This is a genomic window from Paenarthrobacter sp. GQ52 (genome assembly GCF_059759005.1).
Genome location: NZ_JCAXEJ010000005.1, coordinates 37,921 through 54,416, shown reverse-complemented (window position 1 = coordinate 54,416; position 16,496 = coordinate 37,921). Strand labels below are relative to the sequence as shown.

The window sequence follows — 16,496 nt, the reverse complement described above, 5'->3', positions numbered from 1 at the left end:
CTACGTGCTTTCGTGGCGCGCAGGAGGGCAAAAGCCGCGGAAATCCGGGCTGGAACCAGCACAAAAGCTGCCGGAAGGGAGCACAAAAAACCGGCCACCCCAAGGTGGCCGGTTCATTAGGACAGTTAGTCCTCTACGATTTCCATGTCTTCGTCCAGGACGTCCTCATCTTCTTCATCTTCGTCGTCGAAGACTTGGAGCGGAGTAACCTCGGAGTACGCCTCGTACAGCGCATCTTCATAAACTTCGAAGGCATCGGCGACGGCGAAAAAAGCCGCTTCGACATTGGGGTCACCTTCGCCCCTGCGCGCTGATGCGGCGGCCAGATGTTCTTCCAGGGCGGCGGTCAGTGATTGAAGCGCGACACGCGGATCGATGCTCATGACTTCACGTTAGCCGGAAAAGGACGAAAATGGAGAGGGATGAGAGAACAATTTCCGGGCAGCTCCGTTGAGCGCCAACGAGACTACGCACGTCAGTACGAATACCTCGTACTGACGGTGGGACCTGACGATTCACTGCCGGAAGCCCGACGCCGACTCGCCGAGCATTCCGAATACGGCAAGTGGGAACTCGAGCGCAGCGTGCTCTACCTCGGAGGCGGGCGCCGCTTCTGGTTGCGCCGCAAAGTCTATTCCGTGCAGCGAACCGTCTGAACACAGCGGCATCACGCATTCAGGTTTTACCGCTGGTCCTCCAACGGACCCAACCATGCGTTCGCCACAGTGTTATGGGCGGATTCATCGTTGGAAGGATGGAAGATGCCTGCCAGGACGTCCCTGTAGAGCCGCTCCATCTCAGACCCACGGAAGTAGCTGGATCCTCCCGTGACACGGATCGCCAAGTCCACTACGTGGCGTGCGCTCTCCGTTGCCCGGGACTTTAGTCCCACAAGTTTGGGGAACCATTGGGCTCCGTGGTCCACCAGGTTGTCCACATCGCGGGCCAGGGAAGAGATTTGGGGTGCGATTCCGTCCATGGCCAGGGCAGCGTCTGCCACCTTCCAACGGATATCCGGGTCTTGGGCGTAGCTCCGGCCACCGTGTTTGGCTGAAACCCTTCGCTTGACGTTCGCTACGCCAAGGGTAAATGCGCGCTCGGCAACGCCCGTGTACACAGCGGCGAGCAACGTCTCGAAGCACGCGAAGATCGCGAAGATCAACAGGTCCTTATTGGGTCCCACGGGGAGCTTGCGGAAGATCCGTTCTGCCGGAATCACGGCTCCGTGCAGGAGGGTGGTGTTGGACGCACTGGCACGCATACCCAGGGTGTCCCAGTCGCTCAGGGTTTCGTGGCCCGGCTCGTCGCGGCGGAGAAAGCCAAAGACGAGCTCACCCTCACCGTCCCTGGCGTCGGCATCCTTGCCGAATGTTCCCAGCCGGGTCCAGCCGCGTGAGAGGCTGGTGAAGATTTTCCGGCCAGTGAACCGGTAGCTCCCGTCAGGAAGCGGCTCGGCAACCGTGCCGGAATCGAACAACATGGAATCATTGCCGGCCTCGGAAATGCCGAAAGCAAAGACCTCACCCTGCCCCACCTCCTTCAACACGAAATCCAGGGATCTGTCCCCTCGGGCCGTCAGGACCTGCGCGACGCCGGTCCACACCAAGTGCATATTCACCGCCAGCGCTGTGGCCGGGGCAGCCGTGGCGAGACGTTGCTGCAACGCAGCCACCGATTCGAGCCCGAGCCCGAAACCGCCGTCGGCCTCCGGCACGAACAGCTTCAGGTAACCGGCGGCTGCCAGGTCCTCCAGGTCCTCGTGGAAGAACTGGTTGTTCTGGTCGTAACCTGCGGCGCGGCCACGCAGCCGTTCTAGCAGTTCGTCGGGCAGAATTTCTTCGGGAGTCATGATGGTCCTTCGGGTGCTTGCCTTAGTAGTTGCCGAACCCTTTAGTAGTTGCTGAGCAGGGTGTTCAGGACCCGTGCGCCGAACTGGAGGGACTCGGCCGGCACGCGCTCATCGACGCCGTGGAACATCCCTGTGAAGTCGAGTTCGTCGGGCAGCATCAGCGGAGCGAAACCGTATCCGGTGATGCCGATCTTGCTCAACGACTTATTGTCCGTGCCCCCGGAAAGCGTATAAGGGAGGACCTTGGCGCCCGGGTCCTCGGAGTGCAGGGCATCGATCATGGAGTCCACCAGGTTTCCTGCAAAGGGCACCTCCAAGGAAACATCCTTGTTGACGTAGCTGATCTCAATGCCGTCCCCGGCGAGTTCCTTGATGGTCTCGAACACCAGTTCCTGCTGCCCCGGAAGTGTTCGGCAGTCAACGAACGCCTCGGCCGACTCGGGAATGACGTTGTGCTTGTAGCCCGAGCGCAGGAACGTGGGGTTGGAAGTGTTCTGTAGTGTGGCACCGACGAACCGGGCCACAGTACCAAGTTCCTTGAGGAGGATGTCCGGGTTGTCGGCGTCGAACTCGACTCCCGTCAGTTCGGTGACGCCGTCCAGGAACTGTCGCGTGGTTGGCGTCAATTCCACAGGCCACTTGTGTTCGCCGATCCTGGTCACAGCGGCGGCAAGCCGCGTAACGGCGTTGTCAGTATTGATCTGCGAACCGTGGCCCGCCCGGCCGTGCGCTACCAGCCGCAACCAGGACAATCCCTTCTCGGCAGTCTGCAGCAAGTAGGTCCGTTGTCCGCCAATAGTGGCGGAGAATCCGCCGACTTCCGAGATCGCCTCAGTGGCGCCGTCGAAAAGTTCACGTCGGTGCTCGACGGCGTACCTGGCACCGTAGGTGCCGCCGGCCTCCTCATCTGCGAAGAAAGCGAAGATGATGTCGCGTTTTGGCTTCCGGCCCGTCCTGGCAAAGTTACGCATGACTGAAAGAATCATGGCGTCCATGTCCTTCATGTCCACGGCGCCGCGGCCCCAGACCAGGCCATCTTTCAGTTCGCCGCTGAACGGGTCCACACTCCATTGGTCCTTGAGCGCGGGGACAACATCCAAGTGCCCATGTACTACCAGGGCGTCCGCCGAGGGGTCTTCGCCGGTCATGCGGGTTACCACGTTGGCGCGACCCGGGGCGGACTCGAAGATCTCGGCTTCAAGTCCGACTTCGGTGATCAGCCCGGCCGTGTACTCTGCTGCCGCGCGCTCCCCCGGGCCCGAGTCGTCTCCAAAGTTGGAGGAGTCGATGCGGATGAGCTCCTGGCAGATCCGGACAACTTCGTCTTCGGGGCGGATGACAGACATGGAAACTCTCCTTGCGTGGCTGGGCTGCAGGTTCCGGTGACGCGCGCTGTGGTTTTCCCAGCATTTCCGTCCCGTGTCCCCTCAGCCTACCCACCAGTGGCGGGAGACGTCCGGAAGGTGGATAAGCGCACGCACCGGGGCGACATCGGATGTTCCCGGACCAGGGCCGATTTTTCAGCCACCTGAAACCGTGTTAGAGTTTTTCTCGCTGCTTCGGAGGAAAGTGAAGCACCGCAAGGTGCAAAATGGACCATCTGAACACCACCTGCGCGGGTGGCGGAATGGCAGACGCGCTAGCTTGAGGTGCTAGTCCTCGAAAGGGGGTGGGGGTTCAAGTCCCCCTCCGCGCACAATCACAAGGCCTGAAATCCACGGATTTCGGGCCTTGTTTGTTTCTCCTGATCTACCTTGGCAGGAACAGCATGCGAGCTTAGTCACAACTGTTTCCTTACTTGTCGTTAACGAAGAAATGGCGGCAGTCACCTTCAGGTGGCTGCCGCCATTTCCCGTAGCGGCAGCTTATGCCATAGCAACAACACTTCCGGCAAAGTGCCGCCTGCCGCTGCGGGGATTCCACGCAACGTAGTCCGAGCGCTCCCAGCTTCCCGAATCCGCTTGCACCGTGGTGATGTCCAAGGCAACACGCGCTGGAAGGAACACAGGGGCTTCGAAGGCAACGTCCCAGGTAAAGGCATCCGACTTCACGGCCCCGACGTCGGCAAGTGCACGCGAGGCCAGATACATTCCGTGCGCGATTGATCCCCGCAGTCCCAAGGCTTTAGCCGAAAGGACGCTCAAGTGGATCGGATTGAAATCGCCCGACACGGTAGCGTAGCTCCTTCCGGTATCCAGTCCGAGTTGCCACAGCGCAGTGGGATCAGGCGGCGAAAAGTCGCCGGCAAATGCGCCATTCGGGCTGCCTGGCTTGTCGATACCCGGCAGGAAGACACCTTTGGCTAAGTACGTGGACACGCCGCGCCACATCAAGTCACCGCTGGAACCGGAACGGACCTCGGCCACTACATCCAGCTGGGTTCCGGCCCTGTGGCCGGCAAGGTTCTCCGCCCAGGAACGGATGTCCAGTTGCTCGGAGAACTGGATGGGTACCAGTTGTTCGATACGGTTCTTCAGATGAATCATGCCAAGAAGCGGCAGCGGAAAGTCTTCACGATTCATGACGCTCATTGATACGGGAAAAGCCAAAGCATGAACGTAGCCGGCAGGGAGGGTGTCGCTGGCGGTCTCACCCACCAAATGTTGGTAGGCGGTCAGATTTTCGACGTCGGCCCGCACCCCCCTGACCTCGTGGCTGACCGCAGGAAGCCGCTTCTTCCCGGAGGATGTTCCCAGAACCCGACGGCGGGCTGCTGCGGTAGCGGCGTTGACATACAACTTGGAGAGCGACGGAAGCTCGCCAAGGACAACCGGCTGGGGATGGTTCATGCTCCCACCAGTTGTTGCCCGCACACGCGCAGTACCTCACCGGAGATTCCACCGGCAGCATCGCTGGAAAGGAACGCGATGGCCTCTGCCACATCCTGGGGCTGGCCGCCCTGCTTGAGGGAGTTGAGCCTGCGAGCCGCCTCGCGGATCGCGAAGGGCATCTTGGCCGTCATCTCAGTTTCGATGAAACCAGGAGCTACCGCGTTGATGGTCCCACCGAAAGGTTCCATCAGGGCAGCCGTGGATCTCACCATGCCTATGACACCACCCTTGGATGCGCCGTAGTTGGTCTGGCCCCTGTTTCCGGCAATGCCACTTGTGGATGCGACTGACACAATGCGCGGCGATTCTTTGAAATGCTCCGACGCCAGAAGTGCCTCGTTGATTCTCAGCTGTGCCGCGATGTTGACAGCAATGACTGATTGCCAGCGGCCCTCGTCCATGTTGGCAAGCAGTCGATCACGGGTAATCCCTGCATTGTGCACAACGATGTCGAGCCGGCCGTGGCGTTCCACGGCATGTTCGATGATGCGGTGTCCGGCGTCATCCCTGCTGATATCAAGCTGCAGGGCCGTCCCGCGTACCTCGTTGGCTACAGCTGCCAAGTGGTCCCCTGCAGCCGGGATGTCCACAGCCACGATCTTGGCCCCGTCGCGGTGCAAGGTACGGGCGATGGCTGCACCGATCCCCCGCGCTGCGCCGGTAACAACTGCTACTTTTCCGGCGAGGGGCTTGTCGGCGTCGTTCGGCAAGCTGCCTGACGTTGAGCAGACGGTCAGGAACTGTCCATCCACATAAGCGGAGCGGCCCGAGAGGAAGAACCTCAGGGCCCCCAGTGCCGAAGGGCTGGTGGTGGCGAGCTGGCCATCCAGGAGAATGCCGTTGGCCGTGGCCCCCGCGCGTAGTTCCTTGGCGAGAGACCGCAGGAATCCATCAATGCCCTGCCGCGCAGCAGCAGACGCCGGAGTCGGGGCTGACTGCGAAGTCCGCGACATGGTGATGACACGGCCGTTGGGCGAGAGGTCCCGCAGGGATGCGCCAGCGGTAAGGACCGATTTTCCCAGGTCCCCGGGGTGCTGGACTGCATCAAGTACCAGGATGATTGCCCCAAGTTTCTCCTTGGGCAGCGCGTTGCGGCGGACGTCCAAACCCCAACCAAGCAGGGTGGTGGCAATGTCATCTGCCCCTGCACTGTCGCCACTGACCAAGACCGGGCCCCTGATGAGCGGTGCGCCGGGTTGGTGGCGTCGAAGCACCACGGGCTGGGGCAGGCCCAGCTTCTTGGCTACGTCCTTCCCCAGTCCCTGACTTACCAGCTGTGTGTACCTGTCTGTCATAGCACTCCCCCTATGCTGCTTCGAGAATCGCAACAACGCCCTGACCGCCGGCGGCGCACACGGAAATCAGGCCCCGCGCAGGGCGGCCATTAACGGTGCCCTTCTCATGCAGCATCTTCGCAAGTGAAGCTACGATCCTGCCACCCGTAGCCGCAAACGGGTGGCCGGCAGCCAACGATGAGCCATTGACGTTGAGCTTGGCACGGTCCACCTTTCCCAGCGCGCCGTCAAGTCCCAGGCGCGTCCGGCCGAACTCTTCGTCTTCCCACGCGGCCAAGGTACTGAGGACGGTTCCGGCGAAGGCTTCATGAATTTCGAAGAAGTCGATGTCCTCGAAAGTGAGGCCGTGCCGAGCCAGCAAGCGGGGAACCGCGAAGACCGGCGCCATGAGGAGGCCGTCCTTGCCGTGAACGAAGTCGACGGCGGCCGCTTCGCCGTCCAGGACTGTGGCGAGCTTCGGCAGCCCGTGGGCGTCTGCCCATTCTCCGGTAGCCAGGAGGACGGTTGATGCACCGTCCGTCAGGGGTGTCGAGTTGCCCGCGGTCATGGTTGCCTCGGAGCCAAGGTTCTTGCCGAAGACGGGCTTGAGGGTGGCGAGCTTCTCCAGCGTGGTGTCTGCACGCAGGTTGGAGTCCCGGTTAAGCCCGCGGTACGGGGTGATCAGGTCATCGAAGAAGCCCCGTTCGTAGGCGGCAGCCAGGTTGCGGTGGCTGTTAAAAGCAAGCTCGTCCTGCGCTTCCCGGGAGATTTTCCACTGCGCAGTAGTGAGGGCCTGATGTTCGCCCATGGACAGCCCTGTGCGGGGCTCACCGGTGTTGGGAGCATCGGGGGCCAGATCCTTGGGGCGGATCCGGCCGATGATCTTCAGTTTTTGCACGGTGGTCTTTGCCCGGTTCAGGTCAAGCAGTATTTCGCGCAATCCCTCACTGACGGCGATCGGGGCATCAGAGGCCGAGTCCACACCGCCGGCGATCCCTGAGTCAATTTGCCCCAACTTGATCTTGTTGGACAACCCAAGAACGGTCTCCAATCCGGTTGCGCAGGCTTGTTGGAGGTCGTATGCAGGGGTTTCGGGCGACAAAGCCGAGCCGAGGACAGCTTCCCGTGTGAGGTTGAAGTCCCTTGAGTGCTTAAGCACTGCTCCGGCTGCGACCTCTCCGATGCGTTCGTCCTGGAGTCCGAACCTGGCCACCAGCCCCTCCAGGGCCGCGGTCAGCATGTCCTGGTTGGAGGACTTTACATAGGCGCCGCCGGTTCTTGCGAACGGAATGCGGTTGCCGCCCACGATGACCGCCGAGCGTGTTGATTGCGGGCCAGTGGTCGGTTCCAGGGGCCCGTCCGTAGTCACGTCTGCTGTAGCCATGCTTGTCTCCTTCGATCAATGCCAGTTACTGATACCCAGCGTACCTGATACGCTGGGTATCGTGAACAGTCGCGATGAAGAATCCGCCGGCGCCGCCGGCTCGGCACGGGTTGTAATTGAAGTCCCCTTGGCCGGCGAAGCCATGGTTGATGGACGTGCGGCCCGATGGCAGTCCCATCGTGAGGAGCGCCGGCGTGAACTCATCAAAGCCGCGCGAAAGGCTGTTCATAGGCTCGGAAGTGACGCCTCCATGGAGGACATAGCCGGCTCCGCGGGGACATCCAAATCGGTCTTCTACCGCTATTTCGGGGACAAAGCAGGTCTTCAGCAAGCCATGGGTGAAGTGGTGCTGGGGCAGATGCAACGCCGCATGCAGGAGGCCGCCCAATTGGCGCAAACCCCGCGGGAGGGACTCTTCGCCATGGTTTCCGCCTATCTGCAGATGGCCGAATCCAGCCCCAACGTATACGCCTTCATCACCCGGCTTACCCCCGGGGAGGCCTCGGCGCAGGACGCTATCGCGGCCTCGGGTGCCCTGGGTAACTTCTTCGAACAAATTACGGACATGATCGCGACTCCCATGCGGGAACACCTGGGCGAAGAGAAGGAAGCGGTCATCGTTTACTGGCCTACGGCCGCTATCGGACTCGTGAGGAACGCCGGAGAAATGTGGCTGGGAAGTCCTGCCGGCAGCACTAAGCCCGATCAGGCAACCATGGCCGGGCAGATTACGGATTGGCTGTGCCTCGGCATCGCCCCGGAGCTCAAAAGCAGCACGTGAGACCAGCAATGACTCATCAGTTGTCGGAACCAAAGAAGGAAGCAACATGACTGAAGTAGTGGACCGGGCCTCATCCGCCCAGCAACCCGCCGGCCGCAAAGAGGCTGCCACTGGCGCAGACCCGGTGGTCGACGTCGCCGCCCTCGGGGAGCAGCTCCTTGGAAAATGGGCTCATATCCGCCACGAAGCCCGCAAGGTGGCAGGCAATCCAGCGGTGCAAAAGATCGAGGGCCTGCACCACACCGAGCATCGTGCACGGGTGTTTGAGCAGTTGAAATTCCTGGTGGATAACAACACCGTCCACCGCGCCTTCCCAACCAGGCTGGGCGGCTCCGACGATCACGGCGGCAACATCGCCGGTTTCGAAGAGATCGTTACAGCCGACCCCTCCCTTCAGATCAAGGCCGGCGTCCAGTGGGGCCTCTTCGGCTCCGCTGTCATGCACCTCGGCACGACGGAACATCAGGACAAGTGGCTCCCCGGCATCATGAGCCTGGAGATCCCGGGCTGCTTTGCCATGACGGAAACCGGCCACGGCTCCGACGTCGCCAGCATTGCCACCACGGCTACGTACGACGAAGCGAGCCAGGAATTCGTCATCACCACACCCTTCCGTGCGGCATGGAAGGACTACATTGGCAATGCAGCCAACGACGGCCTGGCCGCCGTGGTGTTCGCCCAGCTGATCACCAAGAACGTCAATCACGGCGTCCACGCCTTCTATGTGGAACTCCGCGATCCTGTCACCAAGGAATTTCTCCCGGGCATCGGCGGTGAAGATGACGGCATCAAGGGTGGACTGAACGGCATTGACAACGGCCGATTGCACTTCACGGACGTACGCATTCCCCGGACCAGCCTCCTGAACCGCTACGGCGACGTCGCTCAGGACGGCACGTACTCCTCCACCATTGAGAGCCCGGGACGCCGCTTCTTCACCATGCTCGGCACTCTGGTCCAAGGCCGTGTTTCCCTCGACGGCGCCGCTGTGGCCGCGAGCAAGGTGGCCCTCAAGACAGCTATTCAGTACGCCACCGAGCGCCGGCAGTTCAATGCTTCGTCCAGCACCGATGAAGAGGTCCTGCTGGACTATCAGCGGCACCAGCGCCGGTTGTTTACCCGCTTGGCCACCACTTACGCGGCCAGCTTCGCCCACGAACAGCTCCTGCAGAAATTCGACGACGTCTTCTCCGGCGCACACGATACAGATGCCGACCGACAGGACCTGGAAACGCTGGCGGCCGCGCTCAAGCCCCTTAGCACCTGGCATGCCTTGGACACTTTGCAGGAGTGCCGCGAAGCGTGTGGCGGAGCCGGCTTCCTGATCGAGAACCGCTTTGCCTCCTTGCGTGCGGACCTCGACGTGTATGTCACGTTTGAAGGTGATAACACCGTGCTGCTGCAGCTGGTAGCCAAGCGGCTCCTGGCTGACTACGCCAAGGAATTCCGTAGCGCCGACTTTGGTGTTCTTGCCCGTTATGTAGTTGACCAGGCCGCCGGTGTGGCTCTGCACCGGACGGGCCTCCGGCAGGTTGCCCAGTTCGTGGCTGATACCGGCTCGGTCCAGAAGGCGGCTTTGGCGTTGCGCGACGAGGAAGGCCAGCGCACGCTCTTGGCTGACCGCGTTCAGTCAATGGTCGCCGACGTCGGTGCTGCACTGAAGGGAGCCAATAAACTTCCACAGCACCAGGCCGCAGCCCTGTTCAACCAGCACCAACACGAACTCATTGAAGCCGCCCAGGCGCATGCGGAACTTCTTCAGTGGGAGGCCTTCACCGAGGCCCTCACCCATGTATCGGATGAGGGAACCAAGCGCGTCTTGACCTGGCTGCGCGACCTGTTCGGATTGTCCCTGATCGAGAAGCATCTCTCCTGGTACCTGATGAACGGAAGGCTCTCGATGCAGCGTGGCCGGACCGTGGGCACCTACATCAACCGACTCCTGGTCAAGATCCGTCCTCACGCCGTAGACCTCGTGGACGCCTTCGGCTACGGCCCTGAGCACCTTCGCGCCTCCATCGCTACCGGCGCAGAAGCCGTCCGGCAGGATGAGGCGCGCGAGCACTTCCGCGAGCTGCGGGCCAACGGCAACGCCCCCGCGGACGAGAAAACGCTCTTGGCGCTTAAGGCATCCAATGCCCGTTAGCAGGAGTTCGCTGCCACGCGGTGAACAATTGCGGAACTCTTGAAAACCTCGACGGCGCCGTCCCCACCAAAGGGGGCGGCGCCGTCGTGGTTTGGCCTGCTACCGGGAGGCCAGGGATCTAGCGCAGGACTGACCGGTAGACCTCAAGGGTTGTTTCGGTGATGGACTCCCAGGAGAAGTGTTCTTCCGCACGGCGTCGTCCAGCAATGCCCATCTCACGGGCGCGCGCAGGATCGGCCACTACCTCGTTCAGGGCTGCAGCGAAGTCGCTGACGAACTTCTCGGGATCCAACGGCGTCCCGGTCCCGTCAGTGACCTGCTCCAGTTGGACGAGGAGCCCGGTTTCGCCATGCTGGACCACTTCCGGAATGCCGCCTGTGGCACTAGCCACCACTGCAGCACCACATGCCATGGCTTCGAGGTTCACGATGCCCAGGGGCTCGTAAATCGAGGGGCAGGCAAACGCGGTGGCATGGCTGAGGACCTGGATAAGCTCCTTCCGGGGCAGCATCCGCTCGATGAGGATGACACCCTCACGCTTTGCCTGCAGTTCCTCAATAAGGCGTGCAGTTTCAGCGGCAAGTTCGGGAGTGTCCGCAGCCCCGAGGCACAGCACCAATTGGACATCTTCGGGCAGGCTTGACGCGGCACGGAGCAGGTACGGCACACCCTTCTGGCGGGTGTTGCGGCCAACGAAGACCACGCTGGGCTTGGCGGGATCGATACCAAGCGCGCGGATCGCATCATCCTCCTCATCACGCTCCCATAGGGAGACATCGATGCCGTTGTGGACCACGCGAACTTTGTCGGGATCCACGTTGGGGTAGCTGCGGAGGATGTCCTGACGCATGCCATCGGAGACGGCAATGATAGCGGCGGCTGCCTCGTACGCTGTCTTCTCCACCCAGGAGGACAGGGCATAGCCGCCCCCAAGCTGTTCGGCCTTCCAAGGACGCAGGGGCTCCAGGCTGTGGGCGCTGAGCACGTGCGGGATGCCGTGCAGCAGCGACGCGAGGTGGCCGGCCATGTTGGCGTACCAGGTGTGCGAGTGGACAACGTCCGCTCCCGCAATGTCCGGAACTATCCTCAGGTCCACGCCGAGGGTCTGGATGGCGGCGTTGGCTTCGCCGAGGTCTTCGGGCGTGGCGTAGGACGCCACGGAAGCCCCATGATAGTCGGCATCACGGGGCGCGCCGAACGCCCTGACATGAAGGTCGACGTGCTTTGCCAGCACCCGGCTGAGCTCGGCAACGTGGACACCGGCACCGCCATAAATTTCCGGAGGGAATTCTTTAGTCACAATGTCTATTCGCACGCTAACCAACGTAGTCGTTCCGGCGTATGTGTTCTAGTGTGAAAGAGTCCGGAAAATCGGACTTTTGGGGGATACGAAGACGTACGGGGAGCTGTGACCATGGCGTTGAAGAAAGTTTTGGCAATCGTATTGGCAGGCGGAGAAGGCAACCGACTCATGCCGCTGACGGCGGATCGGGCCAAGCCCGCGGTTCCGTTCGCAGGCGGCTACAGGTTAATTGACTTTGCACTATCCAATCTCGTTAATTCGGGATATTTGAAAATCGTCGTGCTGACGCAGTACAAATCGCACAGCCTTGACCGGCACATCTCTGAAACCTGGCGTATGTCCACGCAACTGGGCCGCTATGTGGCTTCTGTTCCGGCGCAGCAGCGCGTGGGCAAGAGCTGGTTCCTTGGCAGTGCCAACGCAATTTATCAATCGCTGAACCTCATCCATGACGACGCCCCGGACATCGTGGTAGTGGTCGGCGCTGATCACGTGTACCGCATGGACTTCTCCCAAATGGTGGAGCAGCACATTGCCAGCGGGGCCAAAGCGACAGTTGCTGCAGTGCGGCAGCCACTGAACATGGCCAACCAGTTCGGTGTGATCGAGGTAGACCAGAACGATCCCCAAAAAATTGCGGCCTTCGTGGAAAAGCCGGCCAGCACCCCCGGACTGGCAGCCGACCCCACGCAGTTCCTCGCCTCCATGGGCAACTACGTCTTTAATGCAGATGCCCTCGTTGAAGCCTTGCACGTGGACGCGGAAAGACTTGATACCAAACACGATATGGGCGGGGACATCATTCCCTACTTTGTGGACCAAGGCGAAGCCGGCGTGTATGACTTCACGCTCAACGACATCCCAGGCGCCACCGAGCGCGACCGGACCTACTGGCGCGACGTCGGTACCATCGACTCGTTCTACGACGCACACATGGACCTCATCTCCCCCGTGCCGATCTTCAACCTCTACAACTCCGAGTGGCCGATCTACACCCGCCAGAGCATCTCGCCCCCTGCAAAGTTTGTCCGTGGCGAGAACAACACGGTGGGAACGGCCCTCGATTCCATTGTTGCCAGCGGCGTGGTGGTTTCCGGTGGCATCGTTGAAGGGTCCGTAATCTCCAACGACGCCTATGTGGCGGCCGGCAGCCGTGTCCAGGACTCTGTGTTGATGGATAAGGTCCGTGTCGGCGAAGGCGCCGTGATCAAGCGGGCAATCCTGGACAAGAACGTCAAGGTCCCCGCCGGCGCGGCCATCGGTTTGGACCCTGCCTTGGATAAGGCGCGGGGCTACAAGGTCACTGAGTCGGGCATTACCGTGCTTGCGAAGGGCCAGGTTGTTCCGGAGCCCGGCGAGGCAGAGCTGGCGCTTTCGGCGCAACATCGCCGTGGGCTGCCGGAAGCTGTCAAGGCGGCCACCCATGATGATCCCGACATCCGTGACTCCGCCGAAAAGGTAGCGGCGGGCATCCAGTCACGCGTGGCCGACGCCGCAGCCCAGGGTGCCTCACATTAGCCCGAACGTACCCGGCTGACGTTGGCAGAACCCGAGGCAGGCCTCAGGCTCCCAAGGCTGTAAAATCAGGTCAATGAGCTCCACCGATCTGACGCCTGAAGAGATCCAGGCCTGCCTCAAGGTTCTGACCACGATCCACGTCTACGACGAAGAGCACCCGGACTACGTTGCTGTCCGCCGTGCCACCGGCAAGATGTTCAAAGCCGTCAAACGCCACCGCCGTGTCACCAAACGTGACTCCATTGCCGAGGCTGACCGCGCTGTCCTCGCTCTGACGGCTACCGCCGCGCCGGATCGCATTGACGACGAAACCCGCGGCAACAAGCTGGAGCCTTCAGCCACTGGCGAGATCGCAGGGCACCTCATCCGGTCGCGTCCCTGCTATATCTGCAAGAAGCACTACACGCAGGTTGACGCCTTCTATCACCAACTCTGCCCTGAATGCGCGGCGTTCAGCCACAGCAAGCGCGATGCGCGCACGGACCTCACGGGACGCAGGGCATTGCTGACCGGCGGACGCGCCAAGATCGGCATGTACATTGCGTTGCGCCTGCTCAGGGATGGCGCCCACACCACCATCACTACCCGTTTCCCCAAGGACGCCGCGCGACGCTTTGCTGCCATGGAAGACAGCGGAGAGTGGCTCCACCGGCTCAGGATTGTTGGCATAGACCTCCGTGACCCGGCACAAGTCATGGCGTTGACCGACTCGCTCAACGAGGCCGGCCCGTTGGACATCATCATCAACAACGCAGCTCAGACCGTCCGGCGCTCCGGCAGCGCTTACAAGCCCTTGGTCGACGCAGAGGACGAGCCGCTGCCTGCGGCCCTTGAAGCTGCCAACGGGGGCCCCGAGCTGGTGACCTTTGGTCATGCGCATGACAAGCACCCGCTTGCCCTCGCCAGCAGCGTCACCGAGCACCCGGTCCTGGCGGGCGACGCGATCACCTCGCTGGCGCTCTCCACCGGCTCGGCATCATTGGAGCGTATTGAGTCAGGAACGGCGATCGACGCCGGTGGCTTGGTTCCGGACCTCGCGTCCATCAACAGCTGGACCCAGGTGGTGGACGAGGTGGATCCCTTGGAGATGCTCGAAGTCCAGCTCTGCAACGTCACGGCACCCTTCCTGCTGGTAAGCCGCCTTCGCGATGCCATGAAGCGATCCACGGCCCACAGGAAGTACATTGTCAACGTCTCAGCCATGGAAGGGCAGTTCTCCCGTGCCTACAAGGGCCCCGGACACCCCCACACCAACATGGCCAAAGCCGCGCTTAACATGATGACCCGGACCAGCGCACAGGAAATGCTGGATTCCGATGGCATTCTCATGTCCGCGGTCGATACCGGATGGATCACTGACGAACGGCCGCATTACACCAAAGTCCGGCTCATGGAAGAAGGATTCCATGCTCCGTTGGACTTGGTGGACGGCGCCGCGCGTGTCTACGACCCCATTGTGATGGGCGAAAAGGGCGAGGACCAGTACGGTGTCTTCCTCAAGGACTACAAGCCCTCCCCCTGGTAGAAAGTTTGAGTACAGATAAGGCTCTTAAGATCGACTCTTAAGGGCCTTATCTGTACAAAAATACTTATGCGAGGCGGGTGATCTCCACTGAAACGGAGAGACCCGAGCCGCCTCCACCGGACAGTATTCCCTTCAGCGGGGGAACATCGCGATAGTCACGGCCTCGAGCCACAGTGACATGGTAGTCACCTGCCGGCTTATGGTTGGTGGGGTCCCAGCTTCGCCACTCGCCGTCCCACCATTCCAGCCAGGCGTGGGATTGTCCGGCAACAGTTTCGCCGATGTCCGCCGAGGAACGGGGGTGGATGTATCCCGAAACGTAACGGGCAGGAATGCCGCTGCAGCGCAAGGCGCCGATGGCCAGGTGGGCCAGGTCCTGGCATACTCCCTGACGCTGGGACCACGCCTGTTCGGCATTCGTGGTGACCCCGGTGGTGCCCTTCATGTAGGTCATCTCGCCGGCCATCCACGCGAAGACTGCCATTGCGGCCTCGTGGGGGTTCTTTCCCTTGACGATATCCGGGATGATCTCCAGGACTTCCTCACCAGGCCCGCTGAGCCGGGATTGGGGTAACCAGTCGCTGAATTCGTCCTGGACCTTCTCCGAGGCTATGACGTCCCATCCCACAATGTCGTCCTCGGTTGCCACCCGTTCGGTGCGGTGCACTTCAACGGTGGCCGTCGCAAGGACCTCAAGGCTCTCATGTGGCATCTGCATGTCGAACGCAGTGACCCGCGTTCCCCAGTAATCACGGTAGTTACTGACAGAGGCTTGGTTGGGTGAGACCTTCAGCGAGGCCTCGAGGACAACTTGCTGACCGTCAGTCAGCGGCGTCATCCGGGCCTCGTTGTAGGACAAGGTCACGCGGCGATTGTACTTATAGGCAGTCTTGTGAACGATGCTCAGCCGGGTCATGAAACTTCTCCCACCCAGGCGTGCTCATCAGCCTGATTGAAGTACTTACGGGAAATTGCGTCCGAGGCCTGCGTCACGGCCTTCTGCACACGTTCCATGTGTTCAGGCAGTTCGGACATGAGGTCGTCTGTGCGGTGGAACTCAAGGAAGGTTCGGGCCTGGCCCACAATTCGGCGGGCGTCGTTGATGAATCCCACGCGCTGCGCCGACGGATCCAGCTTGGCGAGGCACTCGTCGGCATCGCGCAACGCATAGACAATCGAGCGCGGGAACAACCGGTCCAACAGCAGGAACTCCGCTGCGTGCTGGTCCCCGAACGCTGCCCTGCGGGTGCGGATGAAGGACTCGTAAGCTCCCGCACACCGCAGCATGTTGACCCACGACATTCCAGCGGACTGAACGTCGCGCGTGGACAACATGCGGGCCGTCATATCGGCCCTTTCCAAGGAGCGGCCGAGCACCATGAACAACCAGCTCTCGTCGTGGCTGACCGTGGTGTCCGCGAGACCGCGAACCATGGCGGTCCGCTCCAAAACCCAGTTGCAGAAACGGTAGGTTCCCACAACGTCCTTGCGGTGTTGGTTGAGGCCGTAATACGTGGTGTTGAGGCTTTCCCAGAGGGACTGGGAGACAGTTTCGCGCGCCCGTCGGGCATTCTCGCGGGCTGCACCCAATGAACCTGCGATGGATGACGCGCTGTGCTTGTCATAGGCCAAGGCGTGCAGGAGCTCGGGAAGGCCGAAATCTTCGCTTTGCGGCTTGGCGCCCATCACGGCGAGGAGCTCCCGGGCGACGCTGCGCTGTTCCTCCAATGGCAGGTGGTTCAGGCGCTCAAGGTGCACATCCAAAATCCTGGAAGTACCGTCGGCGCGCTCTACGTAGCGTCCAATCCAGAAGAGTGACTCAGCAATGCGGCTCAGCATGGAACTGCCTCCTTCGCGTGGTGCATGTCGAAGTTCAAGTGTTGGT

14 protein-coding genes and 1 tRNA gene are annotated in these 16,496 nt (G+C 61.5%); 6 read left to right on the top strand and 9 right to left on the bottom strand.

Translation table 11 applies throughout. The features are described from left to right. Positions 1-125 precede the first annotated feature (125 nt). Positions 126-383 (bottom strand): hypothetical protein, encoded by a 258-nt coding sequence (locus AC6CH8_RS08875; protein WP_091470707.1) that lies wholly within the window; start codon positions 381-383, stop codon positions 126-128. A gap of 39 nt (positions 384-422) precedes the next feature. Here AC6CH8_RS08875 and AC6CH8_RS08870 point away from each other — a divergent pair, with 39 nt between their 5' ends. Next, entirely contained in the window at positions 423-656 is a 234-nt protein-coding gene (locus AC6CH8_RS08870) for a DUF5703 family protein (RefSeq protein ID WP_017200923.1), read from the top strand. Between the two features lie 26 nt (positions 657-682). Here AC6CH8_RS08870 and AC6CH8_RS08865 read toward each other — a convergent pair whose 3' ends face one another. Both AC6CH8_RS08865 and AC6CH8_RS08860 read right to left on the bottom strand, forming a co-directional pair. Beyond that, positions 683-1,849, bottom strand: coding sequence for an acyl-CoA dehydrogenase family protein (locus tag AC6CH8_RS08865; protein ID WP_498190025.1), 1,167 nt, complete (start codon positions 1,847-1,849; stop codon positions 683-685). A 41-nt stretch (positions 1,850-1,890) separates the two neighbouring features. Next, complete coding sequence (locus AC6CH8_RS08860) at positions 1,891-3,195, bottom strand: M20/M25/M40 family metallo-hydrolase (RefSeq protein WP_091470704.1); 1,305 nt, start codon at positions 3,193-3,195, stop codon at positions 1,891-1,893. A 267-nt stretch (positions 3,196-3,462) separates the two neighbouring features. On the opposite strand from AC6CH8_RS08860, the gene AC6CH8_RS08855 reads away from it, so the two are divergent. Then, positions 3,463-3,545: transfer RNA gene (locus tag AC6CH8_RS08855), tRNA-Leu, on the top strand. Positions 3,546-3,714: 169 nt separating this feature from the next. Here AC6CH8_RS08855 and AC6CH8_RS08850 read toward each other — a convergent pair. The 3 genes from AC6CH8_RS08850 to AC6CH8_RS08840 are packed head-to-tail and all read right to left on the bottom strand — an operon-like array spanning position 3,715 to position 7,338. Continuing rightward, positions 3,715-4,638: a MaoC/PaaZ C-terminal domain-containing protein gene (locus AC6CH8_RS08850; RefSeq protein ID WP_498190023.1), complete on the bottom strand. Its 924-nt coding sequence runs from the start codon at positions 4,636-4,638 to the stop codon at positions 3,715-3,717. Beyond that, entirely contained in the window at positions 4,635-5,975 is a 1,341-nt protein-coding gene (locus AC6CH8_RS08845) for a 3-oxoacyl-ACP reductase (protein ID WP_498190021.1), read from the bottom strand. Before AC6CH8_RS08845 ends, AC6CH8_RS08850 begins: the two co-directional genes overlap by 4 nt. Before the next feature lie 10 nt (positions 5,976-5,985). Continuing rightward, entirely contained in the window at positions 5,986-7,338 is a 1,353-nt protein-coding gene (locus tag AC6CH8_RS08840; RefSeq protein WP_179016610.1) for an acetyl-CoA C-acetyltransferase, read from the bottom strand. Positions 7,339-7,480: 142 nt separating this feature from the next. On the opposite strand from AC6CH8_RS08840, the gene AC6CH8_RS08835 reads away from it, so the two are divergent. Both AC6CH8_RS08835 and AC6CH8_RS08830 read left to right on the top strand, forming a co-directional pair. Further along, positions 7,481-8,119 carry a TetR family transcriptional regulator gene (locus AC6CH8_RS08835; protein WP_091471100.1) on the top strand — a complete coding sequence of 213 codons (639 nt, stop codon included), beginning with the start codon at positions 7,481-7,483 and terminating at the stop codon, positions 8,117-8,119. A gap of 46 nt (positions 8,120-8,165) precedes the next feature. Next, positions 8,166-10,265, top strand: coding sequence for an acyl-CoA dehydrogenase family protein (locus tag AC6CH8_RS08830; protein ID WP_498190019.1), 2,100 nt, complete (start codon positions 8,166-8,168; stop codon positions 10,263-10,265). A gap of 118 nt (positions 10,266-10,383) precedes the next feature. Here the strand turns inward: AC6CH8_RS08830 and glgA are convergent, their stop codons facing one another. After that, positions 10,384-11,580 carry a glycogen synthase gene (glgA, locus tag AC6CH8_RS08825; RefSeq protein WP_091470696.1) on the bottom strand — a complete coding sequence of 399 codons (1,197 nt, stop codon included), beginning with the start codon at positions 11,578-11,580 and terminating at the stop codon, positions 10,384-10,386. A gap of 93 nt (positions 11,581-11,673) precedes the next feature. Here glgA and glgC point away from each other — a divergent pair, with 93 nt between their 5' ends. Together glgC and AC6CH8_RS08815 are read left to right on the top strand one after the other, a co-directional pair. Then, positions 11,674-13,086: a glucose-1-phosphate adenylyltransferase gene (glgC, locus tag AC6CH8_RS08820; RefSeq protein ID WP_208295846.1), complete on the top strand. Its 1,413-nt coding sequence runs from the start codon at positions 11,674-11,676 to the stop codon at positions 13,084-13,086. Positions 13,087-13,159: 73 nt separating this feature from the next. Beyond that, positions 13,160-14,611, top strand: coding sequence for an SDR family NAD(P)-dependent oxidoreductase (locus AC6CH8_RS08815; protein WP_498190017.1), 1,452 nt, complete (start codon positions 13,160-13,162; stop codon positions 14,609-14,611). Between the two features lie 64 nt (positions 14,612-14,675). Here the strand turns inward: AC6CH8_RS08815 and AC6CH8_RS08810 are convergent, their stop codons facing one another. Continuing rightward, positions 14,676-15,527: a transglutaminase family protein gene (locus AC6CH8_RS08810; protein WP_091470691.1), complete on the bottom strand. Its 852-nt coding sequence runs from the start codon at positions 15,525-15,527 to the stop codon at positions 14,676-14,678. Next, positions 15,524-16,450 carry an alpha-E domain-containing protein gene (locus AC6CH8_RS08805; RefSeq protein WP_014921898.1) on the bottom strand — a complete coding sequence of 309 codons (927 nt, stop codon included), beginning with the start codon at positions 16,448-16,450 and terminating at the stop codon, positions 15,524-15,526. The genes AC6CH8_RS08810 and AC6CH8_RS08805 overlap by 4 nt, the downstream gene beginning before the upstream one ends. Positions 16,451-16,496 lie beyond the last annotated feature (46 nt).

Excerpts from the sequence above, each read along its gene's own strand:
- AC6CH8_RS08875 (WP_091470707.1), bottom strand. The coding sequence starts at position 383 with ATGAGCATCGATCCGCGTGTCGCGCTTCAATCACTGACCGCCGCCCTG.
- AC6CH8_RS08870 (WP_017200923.1), top strand. The coding sequence starts at position 423 with ATGAGAGAACAATTTCCGGGCAGCTCCGTTGAGCGCCAACGAGACTAC.
- AC6CH8_RS08865 (WP_498190025.1), bottom strand. The coding sequence starts at position 1,849 with ATGACTCCCGAAGAAATTCTGCCCGACGAACTGCTAGAACGGCTGCGT.
- AC6CH8_RS08860 (WP_091470704.1), bottom strand. The coding sequence starts at position 3,195 with ATGTCTGTCATCCGCCCCGAAGACGAAGTTGTCCGGATCTGCCAGGAG.
- AC6CH8_RS08850 (WP_498190023.1), bottom strand. The coding sequence starts at position 4,638 with ATGAACCATCCCCAGCCGGTTGTCCTTGGCGAGCTTCCGTCGCTCTCC.
- AC6CH8_RS08845 (WP_498190021.1), bottom strand. The coding sequence starts at position 5,975 with ATGACAGACAGGTACACACAGCTGGTAAGTCAGGGACTGGGGAAGGAC.
- AC6CH8_RS08840 (WP_179016610.1), bottom strand. The coding sequence starts at position 7,338 with ATGGCTACAGCAGACGTGACTACGGACGGGCCCCTGGAACCGACCACT.
- AC6CH8_RS08835 (WP_091471100.1), top strand. The coding sequence starts at position 7,481 with ATGGTTGATGGACGTGCGGCCCGATGGCAGTCCCATCGTGAGGAGCGC.
- AC6CH8_RS08830 (WP_498190019.1), top strand. The coding sequence starts at position 8,166 with ATGACTGAAGTAGTGGACCGGGCCTCATCCGCCCAGCAACCCGCCGGC.
- AC6CH8_RS08815 (WP_498190017.1), top strand. The coding sequence starts at position 13,160 with ATGAGCTCCACCGATCTGACGCCTGAAGAGATCCAGGCCTGCCTCAAG.
- AC6CH8_RS08810 (WP_091470691.1), bottom strand. The coding sequence starts at position 15,527 with ATGACCCGGCTGAGCATCGTTCACAAGACTGCCTATAAGTACAATCGC.
- AC6CH8_RS08805 (WP_014921898.1), bottom strand. The coding sequence starts at position 16,450 with ATGCTGAGCCGCATTGCTGAGTCACTCTTCTGGATTGGACGCTACGTA.